The following is a 19,757-nucleotide window of genomic DNA, read 5'->3' on the forward strand; positions in this document are numbered from 1 at the left end:
TTATACGCTTCCTTTCAGAAGATCTTCGATAACTTTTGCCACGCCGTCCCGGTCATTGCTCTCTGCAGTCAGATCTGCCGCTCTTTGCACTGTTTCTTCTGCATTAGCCATTGCCACGCCGGTTCCTGCCATATTCAGCATTTCCAGATCATTCTCACTGTCACCAAAGGCCATCACCTGTTCTCTGGACAACTGCCACTGTTCCATCAGATGCAGCAGTGCCTGTGCCTTGCTGGTGTTTTTCCCGCCAACTTCCACATTATAGAGGAAGGAAGATGTGGGCGTTATCTCCGGATATTCCCGCAGCCTCTTCTGCCAGCGCAGTTTTTCTTCCAGCGTGTCAAAGTTCAGGTTAATATTCTCGATGCTGTCCTTATGCGCCCTCATAAACTCATAAATATCCGGCACCGGGTGTCTTGTAGTTTTCACATAAGTAATATCACGATCGCTTTTTCCAGCCAGTACTTTATCATAATAATCCTGTCCGATATAAGCGCTCCCTCCGGTACAGACTTCCGTATCCACCTTTTCTGTCTCTGCCATTTTCGTGATCTTCCACACTGCCTCTGCGGACAGATAATCCGCATGCAGAATCTGTCCATCCGGTATCTGATTAATCACAGCACCATTGGAGGTAATGGCACAGGACAGTTCCTTCAGTTCCAAAACAGCAGGTGCCAGAGAAGAAAATGTTCTTCCGGTTGCCACCACCACGTAAATTCCCCGTTTTACTGCCTGTTCGATTGCATCTCTTGTGCGCCCCGTCAGCTCCTTTTTACTGTTCAGCGCAGTTCCATCCAGATCCATCGCAATGAGTCTGATATCCTGTTTCATGTTCTTTGGTTCCTTTTCTATAACTCTCTTAAGAATTTTACATACTGATTGATGACATCGTTGGTCTTGCCGTCATAGATACATTCCTTCACCAGCGCCACACGGTCAGTAATGATATTATCCACATTCAGATCAATCATACGGTTGATGATCTTTCGGTTATTCACTGTCCATACAAAGATCTGTTTTCCTGCATTGTGTATTCTGGAAACCATAGACGGAGACACATTTCCCGCTTCCATACTGAAACTGTCTGCTGCTTTCAAACGGTTCACGTTTCCGTATGCCAGGCTCATCACATAAAGAGTGCTAATCTCCGGATCATACTCTTTTACTTTTTCCAGACAGCTGTACATCTGGGAGCTGACGACACAGGAATCTGCAAAATCCATTTCCCGTATCAGATCTACAACTGCTTTTTCTATATCTGTGTCATTTACGGAAGGCTTAATCTCAATATTCAGCCGGATATAATTCTCCTTCGCAAGTTCAATCACTTCTTCCAGACTTGGGATCTTCTCACCTGCAAAAGTATCACTGAAAAAACTGCCCGCATCCAGCTGCTCAATCTCATCAAAAGTCAGATTCCAGCTAAAGTCCCGCAGTCCAGTCGTCCGGTAAAAGCTGTGGTCATGCATGACAAATATCTTTCCATCCTTGCTCTGCTGTACATCCAGTTCAATCCAGTCTGCCCCGAATTCTATGGCACCCTCAAATGCAGCCATGGTATTTTCCGGATAAAAGGCAGAGGCTCCTCTGTGGGCAGTCACTTCTGTGGTACGCAGATATTCCACCTGTGGGTTCATATGCTCCGTAGCAGAATTGTAAATCAATATTGTACAGATACACAGGGCTGTAATCAGAATCAATCCTTCTGTCATACGTACTTTTTTACGGCTCTTTGCATCTACCGGCTGAACATCGATCTCCTTGTGACAGACCGGCTCCCCGTTGCTTTCTTTATGAAGATAATATAAAACACTGATGGTAATATAACCGATCGGCGTCCCAACTGCAGCCACGATCAGCATAATGGCCTGCAAAAGTCCCCATACCGCCGAGGTATAGACATAATTCAAAATATGCAGTTGGGAAAATATTTTCGCTATTATCAGCACCAGCAGAATTCCAATCGCTGCCAGTATAAAATAACTGGCATAAAACAGCATCTGTACCCATACCAGAACCATGCCGTCCTTCCATTTATTCTTCCGGCTTAAATATCGGCTTTTCTCTTTCGACTGCAGATAATCGCAGTGTTCCAGTGTAAAGTAAGGAAACATAAAGAGATACTGTAATCTGTGGATTCCAAACAAAAGCAACAAAACGAATCCCAGTAACAGCCAGTTTCTGGATGCCCGCAGTCCGCTTTTAATAAAATTCGGTAATGTTACGGTAGCCAGAATGTTTCCAATGACGCCCACACTCAGATATGGGAACAGGATCATCTGTCCACCAATGATTTTTTCATTGCCTTTTCGGAAAACCCGCTTCATATTTCTCCACGCAAAGCGAGTCGTCTGTAGTACCGTCACCTTTTCCTGTTCGTAGGAATGTGCTGCCAGAAAAAGCAATGCACTGGCATCGAACATCAAATACAGACAGACTGTCAGAACCACTGCCACAAAGATTACCAGAGTAAATGGATTCTTCAGAAAACGCTTCAGATTCTCAAGCGTCAGGTAATGATAGCCCATCATCTTCATAATCCACTGACTCAGTCCGTAGATAGACGGAACCACAATGGCACCGCCCAGCAGCTTGTAAAGCAGTTCAAATCCCAGAAGGGACTTCCAGTTATATTTTAGTAACAATAAAACAAGTTTAATTTTTTTTTGCATTCTCTACTTCTCAATTCCAAAATACTTCTTCAGCCATTCTTTTTTCTCTTCTTCAGAATGACATTCCTCTGTCACTTTTTCTCCCTGTCTCTGAAGACTCAACGTATGATCAATCAGGGATCGATTTCCTTCCTTTGTATACAAATTGATCACCGGTTTGGATGCAAAGAAAGAGTCATCTGCCCGTGCACAGAAGAAATTCATAATCGCATAATCTGCATCTTCTGCCCTTTGATTCTGAAAACGCATCATCTCATGATATTCTCCGTGATAACACTTCTTCAGAATCACCATATCACCGGTTTCCCCCTGACCTGTCACGATCTGATAGCTTTCTCCCTGAATCTCATATTCGCCATCTGTCAGAGGGGTCACACCCTTTGGTCCCGGTCCTCCATATCCCACATCGCAGAGATACGGTCTGTTTTCCAGTGTCACCACTGTTGCACGGTGCAGCAGTGCTGCCGGTTCTTCCCTCATCCAGGTAATCCGAACTGCCACCGGCATTACCTGAAATCCGCAGCCCTTCAGCAGTTCAAAAAACAGTTTATTTAATTCAAAACACCAGCCGCCCCGCTTATGCCGGATGATCTTCTCAAATAAAACATGTTCATCCAGTGACGGAACCAGATGATCCTCACAGGCATCCAGGTTCTCAAAAGGAATCGCAGCCAGATGAGCCAGAATCAGTTCATCCAGACACTGAGGCGTGCGCGCTATCTCCCCTGTATATCCAATTCTTTTCAGATATTCTCTGCATTGTGCTTCATTCATAACATTATCCCCCAATCCGCATTTCAAAAACCTCGCATATGTTTTATTGTACCACGAATCTTTTTCAGTGTACAATCCTATCATTTCACGGTATAATAAAAATATGATTTGTTAAAGGAGATTACTTTTATGATATCTACGAAAGCTCGTTACGCTCTCCGTGTGATGCTGGATCTGGCACAGCAGCCTTCTGACCAGTATATTCCTCTGAAGGCGATTGCCCAGCGGCAGAATATTTCCGAAAAGTACTTGGAGATTATTTTAAAAAATCTGGTGAAGGCCCAGTTCCTGAAGGGGCTGCGTGGAAAAGGCGGCGGTTATATGCTGACGAAAAAGCCGGAAGAATATCTGATAGGAGAAATTATTGAACTGACAGACGGTCCACTGGTTTCTGTTGCATGTAATATGCCAGGGGCAGAAGAATGTAAAAGAAAGGACCAGTGTATCACTCTCCCGCTGTGGCAGAAGTATGACACCATGGTCCATGATTTCTTTTTCCATATTACTTTAAAAGATCTGCTGGAGGGGAACTACTAAGGTTCCCCTTTTTTCGTATTGTTTGTATCAGCAGAATTTTCCAATAGCTTCTTTAAACAGCCCTTCTTTTCCATCAATTCTTCAAAAGTTCCCGTCTCTGCCACTTTTCCGTGTTCCAGGCAGATGATCCGGTCTGCCGACTTAATAGTGGAAAGTCTGTGGGCTATCATCACAACCGTTCTGTTCTGCGTACTTTGCTGTATTGATTCCTGAATATTTCTTTCATTTTCTGTATCCAGATTGGATACTGCTTCATCCAGAATCAGAATGGGTGAACCTTTTAACAATGCCCGTGCTATAGCGATTCTCTGTCTCTGTCCTCCTGATAACTTTACTCCACCCTCTCCGGCAACAGTCTGATATCCATCCGGCAATTCCATAATAAACTCATGGGCAAACGCTTCTTTTGCAGCTTCTATTACTTCTTCGTCTGTTGCTCCACTTCTTCCAAGTCTTATGTTCTCAAGAATTGATATCTGAAATAAATATACATCCTGCAGCACTGTCCCATACATTTCATTCAGACTTTTCAGTGACATATCCCGAATATCTTTTCCTCCGATACGAATACAGCCTTTTTCCGGATCCCAGTTGCGCAGCAACAGCTGAATACAGGTACTTTTTCCTGCACCGGATGCACCTGCAATTGCCACATGTTCTCCAGGGTGGATATGAAAAGACAGATCATCAGCTGCCAGATCCAGTTCTTCACGATAACGGAAGCTTACATGATCAAACTGAATCTCCGGTGTCAATTTCCCTGCCTCTACATCTTTTCCTGTATCCTCTACCAGAGGCTCTGCCTCCAACACCCGGTAAATGCGATCCGCTGCTGCAAAAATCAGTCCAAAATTTCTTGCCGTATTGCAGATTTCAATGACAGGTCCCAGAATCGTTGCGGACAACACCACAATGATCGTATACATAGAGGCTGGCATTCCATCTTTTCCCACATACCATGCTGCTATCAGTGCAGCCACAAGCCCGGATACTCCAAGCACCATTTGGAGCAGCATTCCTTCTGTACCCAGCCGTTTGCTGTATGAAAACTGCTTTTTATACATGCGTTCCAGGTATGCTCTGTTCTTTTCCTCGTATCCTGTTCGATAATTCAGAGTCAGTATTTCTTTTAACCCCTGCACACCCTCCAATGTTACTGCATTGGCATCTGCCAGAGCTTCCCGGACTTCTTTTCCCTGTTCATCTGCTTTCTTTTTCCTCCATATCGGTATGATAACCGCTGCTACTGCAAAAAGAAACATTACCAGATCCAGAATCGGAAGTATCTGCCATAAAATGATCATTAAAATAAGAGGTGTAATGATTGCCACTAAAACACTTCCAAAAGTATGAGCAAAAAACCATTCCATGATCTCCACATCACTCATTAATGTAGACGCCAGCTGTCCGGAGCGCATATTCAGCAATATTGCCGGTGATACTCTTTCTATGGAATCAAACAACTGTATTCGAAAATCAGCCAGAACCTTAAATGCCACATCGTGGCAAATCCACATTTCCAACGCATAGAATAAAATACGGATGATAATTGCCGCAATTGTTGCTGCAATCACGTGATTCAGTTCCTGCATCAGTTTTCCATCAATTGCCAGTCCCACCGTCCATGCCCCAAGCACAGATGCAGCCACAATTGATAACTGATTTCCCACACCTGCCCCAACTGCAGCTACCATACGCAAACGATATTTTTTCAGCCTTTTTGAGAGCCGTATGACATTTTTCAGTCTTGTAAATTTCTTTTCTTCTTTATTCATAACTTTGTGCCCTCACCAGATTCTGATAAATTTGATCTTTCTGCAGTAATTCCTCATGTGTTCCGCATCCTTCAACAAGTCCATTCTGCATGACATAAATCCGGTCTGCATCCTCAATCGTCGTCATACGATGTGCGATCACCAGGGTTGTGCGGTCCTTCATCGCTTCTTTCAGCGCATTCTGTATTTCCTGTTCGTTTTTGCAGTCCACGCTGGAAGTTGCCTCGTCCAGAATCAGAATTGGCGCATTCTTCAGGATTGCTCTGGCAATGGCAATCCTTTGCCTTTCTCCTCCGGAAAGCGTAGCTCCCCGTTCTCCCACCAATGTATCATACCCATTTGGAAGATTTACAATGAATTCATGGACATTTGCCGCCATAGCTGCCTGTATGATCTCCGCGTCCGATGCCTCTGGTCTGGCCATCCGGATATTATCCCTTACCGTACCATAAAACAGAAAACTATCCTGAAATACTACCGAAATCTGGCTTCTCAGATAATCCGATTCGAAGCTTTCCAACGCTTTCCCATCAATCTGAATTCTGTTTTTTTCTGTTTCATAAAATCCGAGGAGTAAATTTACAATTGTGGATTTCCCGGATCCTGACTTTCCTGCAATTGCAGTAACCTTACCAGATTCAAACACCATATCCACATTTTTTAAGACATCTGCCCCATCCTTTTCATACTGAAATGACAGATTTCGCAATACAATTTCCGGTTTCTCTCCAATTCCCGTAGTCTGCAGGTTCTCTTTTGTTTTTTCCGGAACCGGATAATCCAGAACATACAATAATTCCTCAGCGACTGATAATCCTGTATAACTGTTATGCCAGTAAATACTTAAATCGTTCATCGGTTTCAGACATTCACCTGCCAGAAACAGAACCTGTATCAGTACTGCATAGGGAATCTTTCCCTGAGCCACATGGATGGCAGACAACAGGATACTGATACTGGTTCCTGCTGTAATGCAGATTGTAATTAAAGTGGAATCTGAAAGTGATATTCCCAGATTTCTCATGGATTCTGCCGCAAATCCAATGGCCTGATCTTTCAGCCTTTTTCCTTCTTTCTTGCTGACTCCCAGGGATTTCAGGGTACTCATTCCCTGCATATCATCGATATACTGTGCATTTAACTGTGCATATTCTTTCCAGTACAGCACCATGACATCCGATACTGCCGGCATGAATACATGCGGTACAATGACCGTGACCGCCGACATGAAAAACAGCAGAAGCCCTACCGTCCGATCCAGTCGGCACATAAAAGTGGTAACAAATATTGTGGTAAAAATAACCACCGCAATCTGTGGTATATACTGAGTCAAAAAGGCTTCCAGCGATTCCACACCATCGGTAATCAATGACTGGAGATTGCCGGTTCTCTGGTCATTCTTAAAGGATGGACCAAGAACCATTATCTTATCCAGAATCTGACTTCGAATCTCATTTTTCACTTTCGCCGCATATTTTTTCAGGAAATACTCCTGATACTTTATCAAACCTGCCCTGATAAAAAGAGAAAGAAATTCTGCCAGAAAAAACAGTAGAATTTCTTTCATATTTCTTTTTTCGCATACTGCTATAACCATTTTTGCAAGAAACCAGGTCTGGGAAAACTGGGCACCCACTATGCCCAGTCCCAGTAAAATCCGGATTGCGGTTTCTTTTTTTGCATATTTCAGAAAATATACTAATCGAAAAAAATGATTCATCTTACTTTTCTCCGCCTGCCAAAAACTGAGGTGTCAGTTTGTTCAGCTCTCGTTCCATGGCTGCTCTGGAAATTTCACTGATATCCGGCAGTGCGAACACTTTGGAAAATCCGATTTCCATCATATAATCCAGATCCCATGCAGGACGCTTTTTGTCACTCATAAACAGCTTGCTGCTAAGTTCTTTCCCTGTTTTCACATCTTCGTGAGCATGAATACCTCTTCCATATTTTTTCCACATGGCAGCATCGTGTGCCTCATAAAGTTTTTTCTTTTCTTCATCATAAAGATGCAGATACCAGCAGGCATCCGATACCAGGAGACGTCCACCTTTTTTCAGTACACGCAGCCACTCTCTGTAAGCTTTCTGAGGATCATCCAGCGTCCATGTAATATTTCTGCAGATCACCATATCAAATGTCTCGTCCGGAAATTGCAGATTATGGCAGTCCATGGTCATCAGATCCGCAGACAAACCGGCTGCCTTTACATTTTCCCTGGCTTCATGAATCATATTTTCCGTAATATCGATTCCTGTCACGTGATGTCCTTCTTTTCCCAGTGCTACTTCAAAAAATCCCGGTCCGCATCCCACATCCAGTATTTCCAGATGTTCTTTTTCCGGCGCATGTTCCAGAATCAGATTCTTCCAGTTTTCTGCCGTTTCACTCTGTAATTCTGCTTTGATTCCTTCACTGTAAATACCGGCTTCCCCTTCCCAGTACTCTTTGATCTTATCGTTTTGCATGTCACTCCTCCTTCTTTGTGGCTACTACAATAAATTTTTTCCCCTGGTATCCGTATTTCCAGAAATCCATCGTCCATGGGCTGTTCAGCCATCGGTTCTCTCTGATCCGGATTCTTGCAAAGCGTACCTTTTTCAATGCCTGAAAATCCGCTTCCGGGCGCTTCTGCGACGTAAATGGCAATTTTTTATAAATTCCGCTGCTTTCTTTTTCATCAGATTCATATGTTTTTCTTTCTGTAACATAAATAAGAAAATCAGCAATTTTCATACGAATCTTATTTTTTAATGTGGGTTCTGTGGTGCGATAATCTCCATCAAAATAAATAATCTTTCCGCCCGGTTTCAATACATCTTTCCAGCGCCTGAAAGCTTTTTCCGGATCATACAGCGTCCATACCGCATCTCTGGAAAGTATCACATCATAACTCTGTTCTTGTTCCAATGGCAGAGTGACGCCATCTTCCTGACAGATTTCCACCGCCTGATGATAATGCTGCATATTTCTTCTGGCTTTTTCCACCATTCCTGCTGAGCCATCGACTGCCCTCACCTCATGGCCCAGGCGCGCCGCTATAATACTCATAAACCCCGGTCCACAGCCCACTTCTAAAATACGAAGGGGCTCAGGTCCAAGAAGTCTTTTCAGCTCTTTTGTCCAGTAAGATACCGTTCTTTTGCTGCTCAATTGTCTTTGAATGATATCATCATAATCATCGGACGCTTCTGTCCATTTATTTTCTATTTCCTCAAACATATTTTACTCCACTACATCCATCGCTGCCCAGTTAACACCTTCATAGGCAGTCGGTGCAAGTTCCACATTCGTCAGTCTGGTATTGTTATAGATATAATCACGGTTTGGATAATACAGCGGTATCGTGACTGCCTGATCATTGATACGTGTCAGAATCTTATCGTATAATGCAGTACGTTCTTCTTCATCCTGTGTCTTTAATACTTCTCCGAGATCATTGCTCAGTTCTTCGTCATACCAGTTTACTGCCTTTGCTCCATCCGGTGCATAGAACATACCTTTCAGGAAACCATGAGGCATCCAGGAATCTTCATAGCTGCGGTAGATACATAAATCGTAATCTCTTGTGGTCCAGATAGCATCATAGTAAGCTGCGGATTCTTCTTCTACCAGTTCAATTCCCACGCCGATCTTTTCATATTCTGATTTTAGGAATTCACACAGGGATTTCCAGGAAGCGTATTCTTCTGTCTGGAATACCAGTCTGAGCGTCAGCGGTTCTCCATCTTTTTCTACAATACCGTCTCCGTCTGTATCTTCATATCCCGCTTCTTTTAACAATTCTTTTGCTTTATCTGCATCATATGGATAACCTTTACTGTTTTCTTCTGTCACATAAGGAACGGTCGGAGACAGCAGACCAGTTGCCGGATTGCCATAACCATCTAACAGGTCATTTACAATACTTTCATTATTTGTTGCATAATTCAATGCCTGACGTACGTTTATATCCTGGAGCGCCGGTGTATCATAATTCTCGATTAAATAAAATGACAGAGTAGAAATCTGCTGTTCTACAGATAAGTTCTCATCTGCCTGAATAATACTGTAGCTTTCGGAAGGAATATCCTGAAGATTCAGATCTGCCTCTCCACTCTGAAGTGCCATCACTCTGGCATCTCCGTCAACCACCTGTTTCAGAACAACTTTATCAACCTTTGGTTTCTCTCCATAATAATTTGGATTTGGTACCAGAACGACCTCCTGACCACTCTCATAGCTGTCGATCATCCACATTCCGGTACCCACTTCCTGATAAAATTCTCCGTCTTCATCCAGTGCACTTTCACAGGTGAAACGGAATGGTCTTGGATAAGTAAATTCAATCAGCAGTGTATAGCAAGGTTCTGCAAACTTAAATTCCACAGTATCATCATCTACTTTTGTAACACTTTCCAGTTTTGTTGAAAAGTTGCCGGTTACATCCTGTTCTACCCATCTGTTGTAATTCCAGATCACATTATCTGCATTAAACTCTGTGCCGTCTGAGAATTTTGCATCTTTTCTTAAATGGAATGTATAGGTTGTGCCATCTTCACTGATCTCCCAGGATTCTGCAAGTGCAGGTTCAATTTCCCCGTTTTCTCCATAGCGTACCAGTGGATCATAGATCATTTCATAAAGACGGAAGTCCCCGCCGCTCTTTACAGGGTCACAAAGTTCAGGAGTAAGACCAAGGGACGTCATTGCTGTAACCACTTTCTCTCCTTCTGCCTGTACACTGCTGCCTGCCATCAAAGCTGCTGCCAGCACGCCCAATGATACCAGTTTTACTACGTTTCGTTTCTTCATTTCTTCCTCTCCTTTATGTTTGTTTTCTATTTTTACAGCATGTGACATGCCGCAAAATGTCCTTTCTCAATTTCTGTCAGTTCCGGTATCTGCTCTTTGCATATCTTTGTACATTTACTGCACCTGCTCTGATATGGACAGCCCTGTTCCGGAATGGTATCGGAAAACATCTTCTTTTCCTGTAATCCGATTCTTCGCATTCTCGGTTCTTTCACAGGAATGGAATCAAACAGATCTACTGTATACGGATGTATTGCTGTCTCTTTTAATCTGTCCGTATGATCAATAAATTCAACCACTCGTCCCTGATACATAATTGCCACCTCTTTGCAGAGATATGGAACATTGGACAAATCGTGAGTGATCAGTAAATAGGTCATCTCATATTTTTCCTGCAGTTCATTTAACAGATGCAGTATCTGCTTTCGTATCGAATAATCCAGACTGGATACCGGTTCGTCACAGATCACAAGTTTCGGTTTTAATACCAATGCTCTTGCAATATTGGCTCTCTGACACTGTCCGCCTGAAATCTGTCTGACATAACGGTTGCGAATATCAGGATCCAGCCCCGTCTGAATCAAAGCTTCCTTTACCCGATCTTCATACTCATCTGCTTCCAGTTTTTCATGTAATTTCAAGATTTCCAGAATGTTTTCCCCGATCGTGTATCCAGGATCAAATACACCGCTGCTGCTTTGAAAAATCATCTGAAGATTCTTGCGATATGGACGGAACTGTTTTTCGGAAAAATCCTGCATTTCCTGTCCCTGGAACCAAAATTTTCCATCTGTCGGCTTTTCCAGACCGGCAATCAGTTTTCCAAATGTCGTTTTTCCACTTCCACTTTCACCGATCAGAGCCATGGATGATCCGGCATGGATTCCCAGACTTACATCGTCCACTGCTTTCACAATTTTTTTCTTGCCATAATATTTTTTTAAATGTTCTGTCTTTAGTAACGTACTCATACTTTTCCCCTATAAAACAGCATCCAGCAGTTTTTTTGTATATGGATGCTGTGGATGATAAAAAATATTTTCGACTGTTCCGTTTTCCACAATTTCACCGTCTTTCATAATCGAAACATCATCTGCGATTTCTGCCACCACACCCAGATCATGGGTAATAAATAACACACCCAGATTTTCTTTTCTGGATAACTGATAGATTTCTTCCAGAATCTGCTTCTGCACAGTTACATCTAATGCCGTCGTCGGCTCATCTGCAATCAGGTAATCCGGTTTCATGGACATGGCAATAGCGATCATAACCCTCTGACACATGCCTCCTGACAATTCGTATGGTTTTTTCTTCATCAGTTCTTCCGGATCCCGCAGATTCATCATCCTTAGATTCTCCAGGGCAATTTCTCTTGCCTGTTTCTTGCTCATTCTGTGATGTTTTCTTAAACCTTCCAGAAGCAATTGTTCCACTGTAAAAAGAGGATCAAGCGCTGCCGTCGGATCCTGGAAAATCATTCCGATTTTGTCTCCGTATAACTGTCGCTTTTCTTTTCCCGGCAACTTCAGAAGGCTCTTTTCGTTCAGTGTCACATCTCCGGATATCACCCTTCCATTTCCTGCAAGCAGATTCATAATGGTCAGAGACGTAACCGACTTTCCACTTCCGCTTTCTCCTACCAGTGCATGAATCCTCCCCCTTTTTACTTCCAGACTGACATCTTTTACTGCATGCACCATTCCGTGAGAGGTCTGAAACTCCACATGCAATCCTTTTACCTTCAGGACATCATTTTTCGGCTGTTCCATTCTGTATTCCCTCCCCCAGATAATTAAATGCCAGCACAATGATCATAATCAGTATGCCCGGATAAAACATCAGACTTGGATAAGTCTGGATATAACTTTTACTGTCACTGAGCATGATCCCCCACTCCGGTGTCGGTGCCTGCACACCCAGACCGATAAAGGAAAAGCCGGCGATAGACAGAATAATCGAACCGATTTCCATAGTTGCCAGGGCAATCACAGACGGCAGGATATTTCTTAATATATGTCTGAATATAATTCTGGCATGACCACAGCCGCCGGCTTTTAATGCAGTCATATAATTTTTATTTTTTTCCTGAAGCGTCAATGCGCGGGCAAGTCTGGCATATTCTGCCCAGGATACAACCGATAAGGACAGGATCAGATGTACGCCGCTGGCTCCCATAGTTCCTGCTATGGCAAGTGCCACTATAAAGACTGGCATCGCCATAAACACATCAATGATTCTCATGATTACAGAATCAATTTTTCCACCTACATATCCGGCAAACAATCCAATCGGTACACCAACACATACGGTAATCATAAGTACTGTGAAGCTGTAACTCAGTGAATAGCGGCTGCCCCAGAGAAGTCTTGATAAAATACATCGTCCCAGCTGATCCGTACCTAAAGGATATGTCGCAGACGGACCTTTTAATTTTATCGTAACATCCACCAGCAGCGGATCATGCGGTGCCAGCACAGGTGCCAAAATAGCTGCCACTGCAAAAATGATTACTACGATGAATCCTATTTTTGTTTTTGGTGACTGGAATACCTGTTTCCAATACAAATTTTGAATCATGCTTTTTTCTGTTTTTTGCGCTCTTCTGCTTCCCATTCTATGCCTTCTCCTTTACTTTAACTGAATTCGCCGATCAATCGCAGAATAGGCGATATCCACAAGGAAATTCAGTACCACAATACCCACTGCCAGAATAAAGATAAAACATTGCAGCACCGGAGTATCTTTTGTGGTCACGGATTTCAATGCAAGATTTCCGATTCCCTGAATGGAAAAAATGCTTTCTATCACAGCAGATCCACAGAAAAAGCCGATTACCATCGATACCAGACGTGTCATCACAGGAATCAGAATATTTTTCAACCCGTGACGCAAAATCACATTGAAAGAGGACAAGCCCTTTGCTCTGCTGGCACGTATGTAATCCTGCTTCAGTACCTGTATCATATTTGTCCGGATCAGTCTTGTCATAATTCCAAAAGAACTGATGTCCATGGCAAATGCCGCAAGAATCGGGATGCCTCCGGCATTTCCTCCGATTACAGAGATGACTTTTAACTTTACTCCAAATATATAGAGCAGCATCAACCCGATCCAGAAGGATGGCATAGATACACTAAGTGACGATAAAATACGAACGACTTTATCCAGAAATCTGTTTTCATACATTGCAGACAGAATTCCAAGGGGAATCGATACAATCAGCAGCAATAAAAACGACGTAACCGCCAGTTTAAACGTCTGTGGAAAATATCTTTTTAATTCCTCAAAAGCCGGTTTTCTGGTGGAATATGATTTTCCAAAATCACCATGCAGTGCCTGATTCAGCCATTTTCCATACTGCACCAACACCGGCTGATCCAATCCTTCCGCATGCCGCACTTCTTCTACCTGCTCCGGAGACGGATGTTCATATTTTTGCTCTGCCAGTACTCTGGCCGCATCACCTGCCGATATAAAACTCAGCATAAAAATAATGAATGTAACCGCCAGAACTACCGGAATCATAAATATAAAACGCTTTGCAATTACCTTTCCCATCTTCATTTCTCCTCTTTTTTTATATAAAAAAACTGATATGATTCGGTATCATATCAGCACAAATACTACTTGCCATCTCAGGCAGAGTTTATGTCTTCTGTATCCCATCCGAATCAGAATCGTTCTGTCCGAAAGGCAAGTCTCCTGACTCCAGTTCTTCCTACTAACCATCTTCCCGGATTTTTCCAGTGATTTCTTGGTTTTCGTCCCTGTCACAGTAGCGGTGGCTGTTCTGGCATTTCACCAGATTCCTTATTAAGTACTTTATACACCTTTCCGACTATTCAGTTTTTTTAGTTTCTGGTCTGTATCTTCCCTGCACCATCTGTTATAATGACTGTCAGTACATCATAATGGAGGCTTGCTATGAAACAAACATTACAATCTATCTTAACTGCATCTGATGCTGCGCTTTTTCCTGATATTTCCAAAAACTGCAGCCAGAATTCTGTTCGCTGTATCACAGAATCTGACGTTTTTCGCTGCAATGAGGAAATCGCAGTATTTTTGCAGGATCCTGATTTTAAAAATCGTCTGTGTAAGCAGGATTTTGTGGATGTTCTGTTTGTTGTTAAAGGGAACTGCACCTGTAAATTTTATAAAACAGATCTGACTGTCTCACCGGAATCTGTCTTTTTATCCAGGCATTCCTTTTGTATGATTCCGCATCAGGTGATTCATTCTTTTTCTCCTGATCAAGACTGCCAGATCCTGCATATTTTTTTCAAACTGGATTCTCTGAGAAGCCATTATTCTGACCTGATCTCAGCAAATAATACCCTTCTTCTTTTTTGTTCCAATATACTGTATCAGACACATTACTGGAATTATCTTTATTTTTCAGTCGCCTACACTGACAGACTGGATGCCCTGCTGGCTGAAATGTACGAAGAATTCCATCATAAACAGATTTTTCATCAAAATATGCTTTATTATTCTTCCGGTATGCTTTTTACCCTTATGGAGCGGCAGTTACTCAGCCAGATCTCTGTCTCACCTTCCAACCCGCTCCGGCTGGTGCGATATGATCAGATCTATTCTTATATCTGTGATAACTATTCTCTGACCTCCGCCAGAGAAATTGCAGAATATTTCCATATCAGTCAGTCTTATCTCTGTAAACTGTTTCACGAAAACGGTACTACCGTTACCACGGTCATTCAAGAAATCCGGCTTCAGCATACCCGAAGTCTTCTGGAACAAAGTGACCTTTCTGTTCAGAATATTGCAGAACTGGTAGGCTATCACGATCTAACCTATTTTATCAAATTGTTCAAACGATACTTTTCGATTACTCCTTATCAGTATCGAAAAAAATATCAATCATCGAAAAAACTTTCGTAACCAACAGTAACATCCTACCATACTTTTGTTCTTATAAAAATGGTTTGATTTTCATAAAAATCGTGTTATTTTACACTATATAATTTCCTATTATATAAAAAAAGAATCCTATCTGCCAATCTGACAAATAGGATCCCTGAATTTCTTAATCTTCATCAATCTCTGATTTTTTGTGATGGTGATGTCTCTTATGTTCTGCTTCTCCGCAGACAATGCAGTTCTTCACTACTTCCCCATGTTTTGTAAAATCCCAGGTTCCATAGGCTACCATCGGACTGTCTTTCATAATGCAGAGGCTGATGGTTTCGTAAAGAATGATGCCGTCCTGTCTTGCAATGCATCGGAATAATTCATTGCCGAAATAGTCTTTGATATATCCCAGCACATCACCTTCCCGGAAAGTTTCTCCCGGCTGCTTTGTCGGATACCAGCATCCTTCCACAGGGGCATCTTCGTAAATGGCAGGACTGACATCAATCGGTGTCTTTTCATGACGATGTGCCTGTCCCTTAAACACTCCAAGATAGCGCAGTATGTTTTTCACATCATGCACATCTTCATCCACAAGACTCTGACACCACTGACTGCTGTATCCGCGTTCCAGCAAAATACTTGGGATTCCCAATGATCCTGCGTAATTATATGCACCGCCTGTATTGCACTGGGATTCTACCAGAAGATCCACATGGGCAATCTCTGCCATCTCATGACTCTTTTTCACTACGTAATCACTGGCATTGCCCAGACAATATACATAGGAAACCAGCCCTTCGAATCCGTCTCCGCAATGCAAATCTATATAGTAATCTGCAAATGGGAAAAATTCCCGTTCCACTGTATAGGCAATACGCTCCGCTGTTGTACCAAGCATACTTCCCGGGAATACCCGGTTCAGATTCTTGCCATCTTCATACACAAGACTCATGGTGCGGTGCTCAAACCCACTTGGATTCATCAGATGAATGATGATCACCTGTCCATTGATCTTATCCGGTTCCAGGTCATGAGATAATTGAATCGCAGACTGAATTCCCACATATTCTGCATTGTGCACACCACCTGAAATCAATACGGTTTCGCCTTCCTGCATTCCGCAGATCAGTGTCACCGGAAGCTGAATGCGAGTTCCTTCTACTGATATAAATCCGCTGACTTTTTCTCCTCTTTTTGCAGTAAGTCCGCCAATTGTAAATTGTTCCATAAGTCTCTCCTTACTTTTTCTTACTGTTGCTTTAACATTTTCTTGCTTACATCCACAAAACAAATAATAAATGCGATCATAGCCAGAGACCAGGTGATAGGATATACTGCTGCCACCATCCGCAGACTATGAAACTGATCTACAAATAATTTCAAGATTCCAATTCTGCAAATGCAAAGTGTCACAATTACAATTATCATAGACTGAATTGTTTTTCCCAGACCTCTTACCAGTCCACCTGTTACTTCCATAATCGAATAGATGAAATAAAACGGGAAAGATACACCTATGATCTGCAATCCCAGACGGATTACATTTTCATCCCGACAGAAAATACCCAAAATCGTTCTTCCAAACATCAGAATGACAGCTGAAAGTACCATTATGACAGATGCAGAAATTACATTACACACAATCGCACTTTTCTTGATTCTCTCATATTTTCCAGCTCCGTAATTCTGTCCGACGAAGGTTACAATACTCTGTCCAAAGGCAACAATCGGAAGATACAGTATGGTTTCCACACGGAAGTAGACCGTAAATGCTGCTACTGCGTCCTCTCCAAATCCATTGATATAGTACTGCACTACCAGATTGGACAATGTAAGAATCATAGCCTGTATTCCCAGCGGAATTCCGATTTTTATAATCTTTCCGCTCATTTTTCTTTCTATCTTCCATCTCTGTCTCAGTAAATTTTCTTTTTGGGAAATATATACCATTAAAAATATTGCCGTAAAAGTCTGTGATACGACAGTTGCCAGAGCTGCACCTGCTACACCCCAGCCAAGCATTGCGATAAAGCACCAGTCCATGCATACATTTAAAAAGCCACCGGCAGCCAATACCAGAAACGGTGTTCTGGAATCTCCCATGGCCCTTAAAATTCCGGCGCACATATTATAAATAATCATAGACATAATTGCCAACAGATAAATCCGAATGTACACCAGCGCCTGCGCCAGTATTGATGCCGGCGTATTCAAAGCTCGAAGGGCCCAGTCTGCCAGCAGCTGACCTGCTGCCATCAAAAGAATTCCTCCGGATATTGCCAGAAATAATGCATTCTCCATGCTTTTTTGCACATTTTCTTTATTCTTTGCGCCCCAATACTGAGCTGTTATTACGCCTGCACCGACAGATATACCGGTGAAGAGACCGATCAGGCAGGTTACAAGAATTCCACTTGCCCCCACTGCTGCAGCCTCTGTTTTTCCCATATAATTTCCCACAAAAATCAAATCAACGGTGCCGTATAATTGCTGGAACAGACTGCCCAAAAACAGTGGCAAGGCGAATACGATAAATCCTTTTGCAATACTTCCTTCGGTTAAATTCGTATTCTTCATTACTTCTTTCCGCCATAGAGATGACAGGCTACCTGGTGTCCCGGCTCTACTTCTGTCATCTGAGGTTTTTCCTTTTTACAGATATCCATACATTGTTCGCATCTTCCCTGGAATGGACATCCTTTCGGTAAATCTAACGGACTTGGTGCTTCACTTTCGATACTTTCAATTGGTTTTGAAAAATCCATATGAATATCAAATACTGCGCCCATTAATGCTTTTGTATAGGGATGCATGGCTTTGGAAGATAATTCTGCACCCGGAAGCGTTTCTACCAGATTTCCCAGATACATGACTGCGATCTGATGGGCAACCTGCTGAACCAATGCAATATCATGACAAATAAATCCAAACGTAATATTCTTTTCTCTCTGAAGTTTGGTAATCAGTTCAATGACTGTCTTCTGAACAGATACATCCAGTGCCGAAGTTGCTTCATCCAACACCACAATTTCAGGTTCCAGAGCCAGCGCTCTTGCAATGGCAACACGCTGTCTTTGTCCGCCGCTCATATTATGAGGATATCGATCCGCAAAATCTTCCGGAAGTTCTACCATTTCCAGAAGCTTTCTGCACACTGCATCTTTTTCAGATTTTTTGATTCTCTTAAAGTTCATCAATGGTTCACATACAATATCCCGGATGATCATCTTGGGATTAAATGATAACGTAGGATCCTGAAATACCATCTGTATATTCTGGCGGCTCTGACGAAGTTCCTCTCCATGTAACTTTGTAATATCTGTGCCGCGATAAAGAATTTCTCCTTCCGACGGCTTATCTAAAGAAACCAGAAATCTCATAAACGTACTTTTTCCACATCCGGATTCTCCCACAAGGCCAAGCGTTTCTCCTTTATACATCTTCAGATTGATATCATCATTTGCCAGCAGCGTCCTTCCATGGGAAGCCGGAAATTTTCTGGTTATATGCTTTGCTTCCAATATTACTTCTCTTTTTTCAGACATAACGTTCACCTCCAAGAGACGGAACAGCATCCAGAAGCTTTCTGGTATATTCGTTTTGGGATTCCTTCAGAATATACGCTCTTGTTCCCTGATCTTCTATTATTCCCTTTTTCATAACAATGATATAATCCGACATATATGCAGCCACACCAAGATTATGTGTCACCACAATAATACTGGTATTGTAATCATCTCGCAGCTGCATCATCTGACGCACAATCTGAGCCTGCGTCGTCACATCCAGTGCCGAAGTCGGTTCATCTGCCAGTAACAGTTTGGGCTGATAAGTCATCCCCATAGCAATTCCAACACGCTGTCTCATACCGCCGGACAACTGAAACGGATAAGAATTCATAATATTATCTGCTGCCGGAAGTCTCATACGCTCCAGCATCATAATTCCTTTGTTCCATGCTTCCTTTTTGGAAATCTTTTCATGTGTCAGAATGTATTCTGTAAATACACTTCCAATCTTTTTCGTAGGGTTCATCATGGCACCACTATCCTGAAAAATCATAGAAATATCTGTACCGCGCAGTTTTCTCCATTTTTCAGAATTGTAAGCCAGAAGATCCTCTCCCTCAAGGGTGATCTGTCCTGCTGTTACTTTTCCGCCACCAGGAAGCAGACCCAAAATTGCGCGGATCACCGTGGTTTTTCCGCTTCCGGATTCTCCTACCAGCGAAATAATCTGTCCCTGTTTCATACTCATATTAAAATGCTGAACCGTCGGGACGTTTTTATAGGAGATGGTCACATCTTTTAATTCAAGCATCGTT

Annotated in this window: 18 protein-coding genes and 1 riboswitch; of the genes, 2 read left to right on the plus strand and 16 right to left on the minus strand. The window is 42.6% G+C overall.

Annotation, left to right across the window (positions count from 1 at the left end):
* Genes H8716_RS02290 through H8716_RS02300 form a run of 3 tightly spaced genes read right to left on the minus strand, consistent with a single transcriptional unit; the run spans position 1 to position 3,449 of the window.
* Positions 1-834 carry an HAD family hydrolase gene (locus H8716_RS02290; RefSeq protein WP_249306914.1) on the minus strand — a complete coding sequence of 278 codons (834 nt, stop codon included), beginning with the start codon at positions 832-834 and terminating at the stop codon, positions 1-3.
* Positions 835-851: 17 nt separating this feature from the next.
* Complete coding sequence (locus tag H8716_RS02295) at positions 852-2,675, minus strand: glycerophosphodiester phosphodiesterase family protein (protein WP_249306915.1); 1,824 nt, start codon at positions 2,673-2,675, stop codon at positions 852-854.
* 3 nt (positions 2,676-2,678) lie between these two features.
* Complete coding sequence (locus H8716_RS02300; protein ID WP_249306916.1) at positions 2,679-3,449, minus strand: arylamine N-acetyltransferase family protein; 771 nt, start codon at positions 3,447-3,449, stop codon at positions 2,679-2,681.
* 129 nt (positions 3,450-3,578) lie between these two features.
* On the opposite strand from H8716_RS02300, the gene H8716_RS02305 reads away from it, so the two are divergent.
* Complete coding sequence (locus tag H8716_RS02305) at positions 3,579-3,986, plus strand: RrF2 family transcriptional regulator (RefSeq protein ID WP_249306917.1); 408 nt, start codon at positions 3,579-3,581, stop codon at positions 3,984-3,986.
* Here the strand turns inward: H8716_RS02305 and H8716_RS02310 are convergent.
* The 9 genes from H8716_RS02310 to H8716_RS02350 are packed head-to-tail and all read right to left on the minus strand — an operon-like array spanning position 3,983 to position 14,116.
* Positions 3,983-5,761, minus strand: coding sequence for an ABC transporter ATP-binding protein (locus H8716_RS02310; protein WP_249306918.1), 1,779 nt, complete (start codon positions 5,759-5,761; stop codon positions 3,983-3,985). The genes H8716_RS02305 and H8716_RS02310 overlap by 4 nt on opposite strands.
* Positions 5,754-7,481, minus strand: coding sequence for an ABC transporter ATP-binding protein (locus tag H8716_RS02315; protein ID WP_249306919.1), 1,728 nt, complete (start codon positions 7,479-7,481; stop codon positions 5,754-5,756). Before H8716_RS02315 ends, H8716_RS02310 begins: the two co-directional genes overlap by 8 nt.
* A 1-nt stretch (position 7,482) precedes the next feature.
* Positions 7,483-8,229 (minus strand): class I SAM-dependent methyltransferase, encoded by a 747-nt coding sequence (locus H8716_RS02320; RefSeq protein ID WP_249306920.1) that lies wholly within the window; start codon positions 8,227-8,229, stop codon positions 7,483-7,485.
* A gap of 1 nt (position 8,230) precedes the next feature.
* Positions 8,231-8,983 (minus strand): class I SAM-dependent methyltransferase, encoded by a 753-nt coding sequence (locus tag H8716_RS02325; protein ID WP_249306921.1) that lies wholly within the window; start codon positions 8,981-8,983, stop codon positions 8,231-8,233.
* Positions 8,984-8,986: 3 nt separating this feature from the next.
* Entirely contained in the window at positions 8,987-10,555 is a 1,569-nt protein-coding gene (locus tag H8716_RS02330) for a nickel ABC transporter substrate-binding protein (RefSeq protein WP_249306922.1), read from the minus strand.
* A gap of 32 nt (positions 10,556-10,587) precedes the next feature.
* The gene (locus H8716_RS02335) at positions 10,588-11,526 is read right to left on the minus strand and encodes an oligopeptide/dipeptide ABC transporter ATP-binding protein (protein ID WP_117448370.1); all 939 of its coding nucleotides are present in this window, start codon (positions 11,524-11,526) and stop codon (positions 10,588-10,590) included.
* A 9-nt stretch (positions 11,527-11,535) separates the two neighbouring features.
* On the minus strand, positions 11,536-12,327 hold the full coding sequence (locus H8716_RS02340) for an ABC transporter ATP-binding protein (protein ID WP_249306923.1): 792 nt from the start codon (positions 12,325-12,327) through the stop codon (positions 11,536-11,538).
* On the minus strand, positions 12,308-13,171 hold the full coding sequence (gene nikC / locus H8716_RS02345; RefSeq protein ID WP_249306924.1) for a nickel transporter permease: 864 nt from the start codon (positions 13,169-13,171) through the stop codon (positions 12,308-12,310). Before nikC ends, H8716_RS02340 begins: the two co-directional genes overlap by 20 nt.
* Positions 13,172-13,186: 15 nt before the next feature.
* Positions 13,187-14,116, minus strand: coding sequence for an ABC transporter permease (locus H8716_RS02350; RefSeq protein WP_249306925.1), 930 nt, complete (start codon positions 14,114-14,116; stop codon positions 13,187-13,189).
* A 117-nt stretch (positions 14,117-14,233) separates the two neighbouring features.
* Positions 14,234-14,407, minus strand: a riboswitch (cobalamin riboswitch).
* Positions 14,408-14,482: 75 nt separating this feature from the next.
* Here H8716_RS02350 and H8716_RS02355 point away from each other — a divergent pair.
* Positions 14,483-15,460: a helix-turn-helix transcriptional regulator gene (locus tag H8716_RS02355; RefSeq protein ID WP_249306926.1), complete on the plus strand. Its 978-nt coding sequence runs from the start codon at positions 14,483-14,485 to the stop codon at positions 15,458-15,460.
* 145 nt (positions 15,461-15,605) lie between these two features.
* Here H8716_RS02355 and H8716_RS02360 read toward each other — a convergent pair whose 3' ends face one another.
* Genes H8716_RS02360 through H8716_RS02375 form a run of 4 tightly spaced genes read right to left on the minus strand, consistent with a single transcriptional unit; the run spans position 15,606 to position 19,753 of the window.
* Positions 15,606-16,661 (minus strand): M14 family metallopeptidase, encoded by a 1,056-nt coding sequence (locus H8716_RS02360; RefSeq protein WP_249306927.1) that lies wholly within the window; start codon positions 16,659-16,661, stop codon positions 15,606-15,608.
* Positions 16,662-16,681: 20 nt separating this feature from the next.
* Complete coding sequence (locus H8716_RS02365; RefSeq protein WP_249306928.1) at positions 16,682-18,010, minus strand: MATE family efflux transporter; 1,329 nt, start codon at positions 18,008-18,010, stop codon at positions 16,682-16,684.
* Positions 18,010-18,978, minus strand: a complete 969-nt coding sequence (locus H8716_RS02370) for an oligopeptide/dipeptide ABC transporter ATP-binding protein (RefSeq protein ID WP_249306929.1) — start codon at positions 18,976-18,978, stop codon at positions 18,010-18,012. The genes H8716_RS02365 and H8716_RS02370 overlap by 1 nt, the downstream gene beginning before the upstream one ends.
* Complete coding sequence (locus H8716_RS02375) at positions 18,971-19,753, minus strand: ABC transporter ATP-binding protein (protein ID WP_249306930.1); 783 nt, start codon at positions 19,751-19,753, stop codon at positions 18,971-18,973. The genes H8716_RS02370 and H8716_RS02375 overlap by 8 nt, the downstream gene beginning before the upstream one ends.
* Positions 19,754-19,757 lie beyond the last annotated feature (4 nt).

Origin of the sequence: Jingyaoa shaoxingensis, assembly GCF_014385005.1 — a bacterium.
Taxonomy (GTDB): domain Bacteria; phylum Bacillota; class Clostridia; order Lachnospirales; family Lachnospiraceae; genus Marvinbryantia; species Marvinbryantia shaoxingensis.

Excerpts from the sequence above, each read along its gene's own strand:
- H8716_RS02340 (WP_249306923.1), bottom strand. The coding sequence starts at position 12,327 with ATGGAACAGCCGAAAAATGATGTCCTGAAGGTAAAAGGATTGCATGTG.
- H8716_RS02290 (WP_249306914.1), bottom strand. The coding sequence starts at position 834 with ATGAAACAGGATATCAGACTCATTGCGATGGATCTGGATGGAACTGCG.
- H8716_RS02315 (WP_249306919.1), bottom strand. The coding sequence starts at position 7,481 with ATGAATCATTTTTTTCGATTAGTATATTTTCTGAAATATGCAAAAAAA.
- H8716_RS02330 (WP_249306922.1), bottom strand. The coding sequence starts at position 10,555 with ATGAAGAAACGAAACGTAGTAAAACTGGTATCATTGGGCGTGCTGGCA.
- H8716_RS02295 (WP_249306915.1), bottom strand. The coding sequence starts at position 2,675 with ATGCAAAAAAAAATTAAACTTGTTTTATTGTTACTAAAATATAACTGG.
- H8716_RS02370 (WP_249306929.1), bottom strand. The coding sequence starts at position 18,978 with ATGTCTGAAAAAAGAGAAGTAATATTGGAAGCAAAGCATATAACCAGA.
- H8716_RS02335 (WP_117448370.1), bottom strand. The coding sequence starts at position 11,526 with ATGAGTACGTTACTAAAGACAGAACATTTAAAAAAATATTATGGCAAG.
- nikC (WP_249306924.1), bottom strand. The coding sequence starts at position 13,171 with ATGGGAAGCAGAAGAGCGCAAAAAACAGAAAAAAGCATGATTCAAAAT.
- H8716_RS02305 (WP_249306917.1), top strand. The coding sequence starts at position 3,579 with ATGATATCTACGAAAGCTCGTTACGCTCTCCGTGTGATGCTGGATCTG.
- H8716_RS02365 (WP_249306928.1), bottom strand. The coding sequence starts at position 18,010 with ATGAAGAATACGAATTTAACCGAAGGAAGTATTGCAAAAGGATTTATC.
- H8716_RS02310 (WP_249306918.1), bottom strand. The coding sequence starts at position 5,761 with ATGAATAAAGAAGAAAAGAAATTTACAAGACTGAAAAATGTCATACGG.
- H8716_RS02320 (WP_249306920.1), bottom strand. The coding sequence starts at position 8,229 with ATGCAAAACGATAAGATCAAAGAGTACTGGGAAGGGGAAGCCGGTATT.
- H8716_RS02360 (WP_249306927.1), bottom strand. The coding sequence starts at position 16,661 with ATGGAACAATTTACAATTGGCGGACTTACTGCAAAAAGAGGAGAAAAA.
- H8716_RS02375 (WP_249306930.1), bottom strand. The coding sequence starts at position 19,753 with ATGCTTGAATTAAAAGATGTGACCATCTCCTATAAAAACGTCCCGACG.
- H8716_RS02325 (WP_249306921.1), bottom strand. The coding sequence starts at position 8,983 with ATGTTTGAGGAAATAGAAAATAAATGGACAGAAGCGTCCGATGATTAT.
- H8716_RS02355 (WP_249306926.1), top strand. The coding sequence starts at position 14,483 with ATGAAACAAACATTACAATCTATCTTAACTGCATCTGATGCTGCGCTT.
- H8716_RS02300 (WP_249306916.1), bottom strand. The coding sequence starts at position 3,449 with ATGAATGAAGCACAATGCAGAGAATATCTGAAAAGAATTGGATATACA.
- H8716_RS02350 (WP_249306925.1), bottom strand. The coding sequence starts at position 14,116 with ATGGGAAAGGTAATTGCAAAGCGTTTTATATTTATGATTCCGGTAGTT.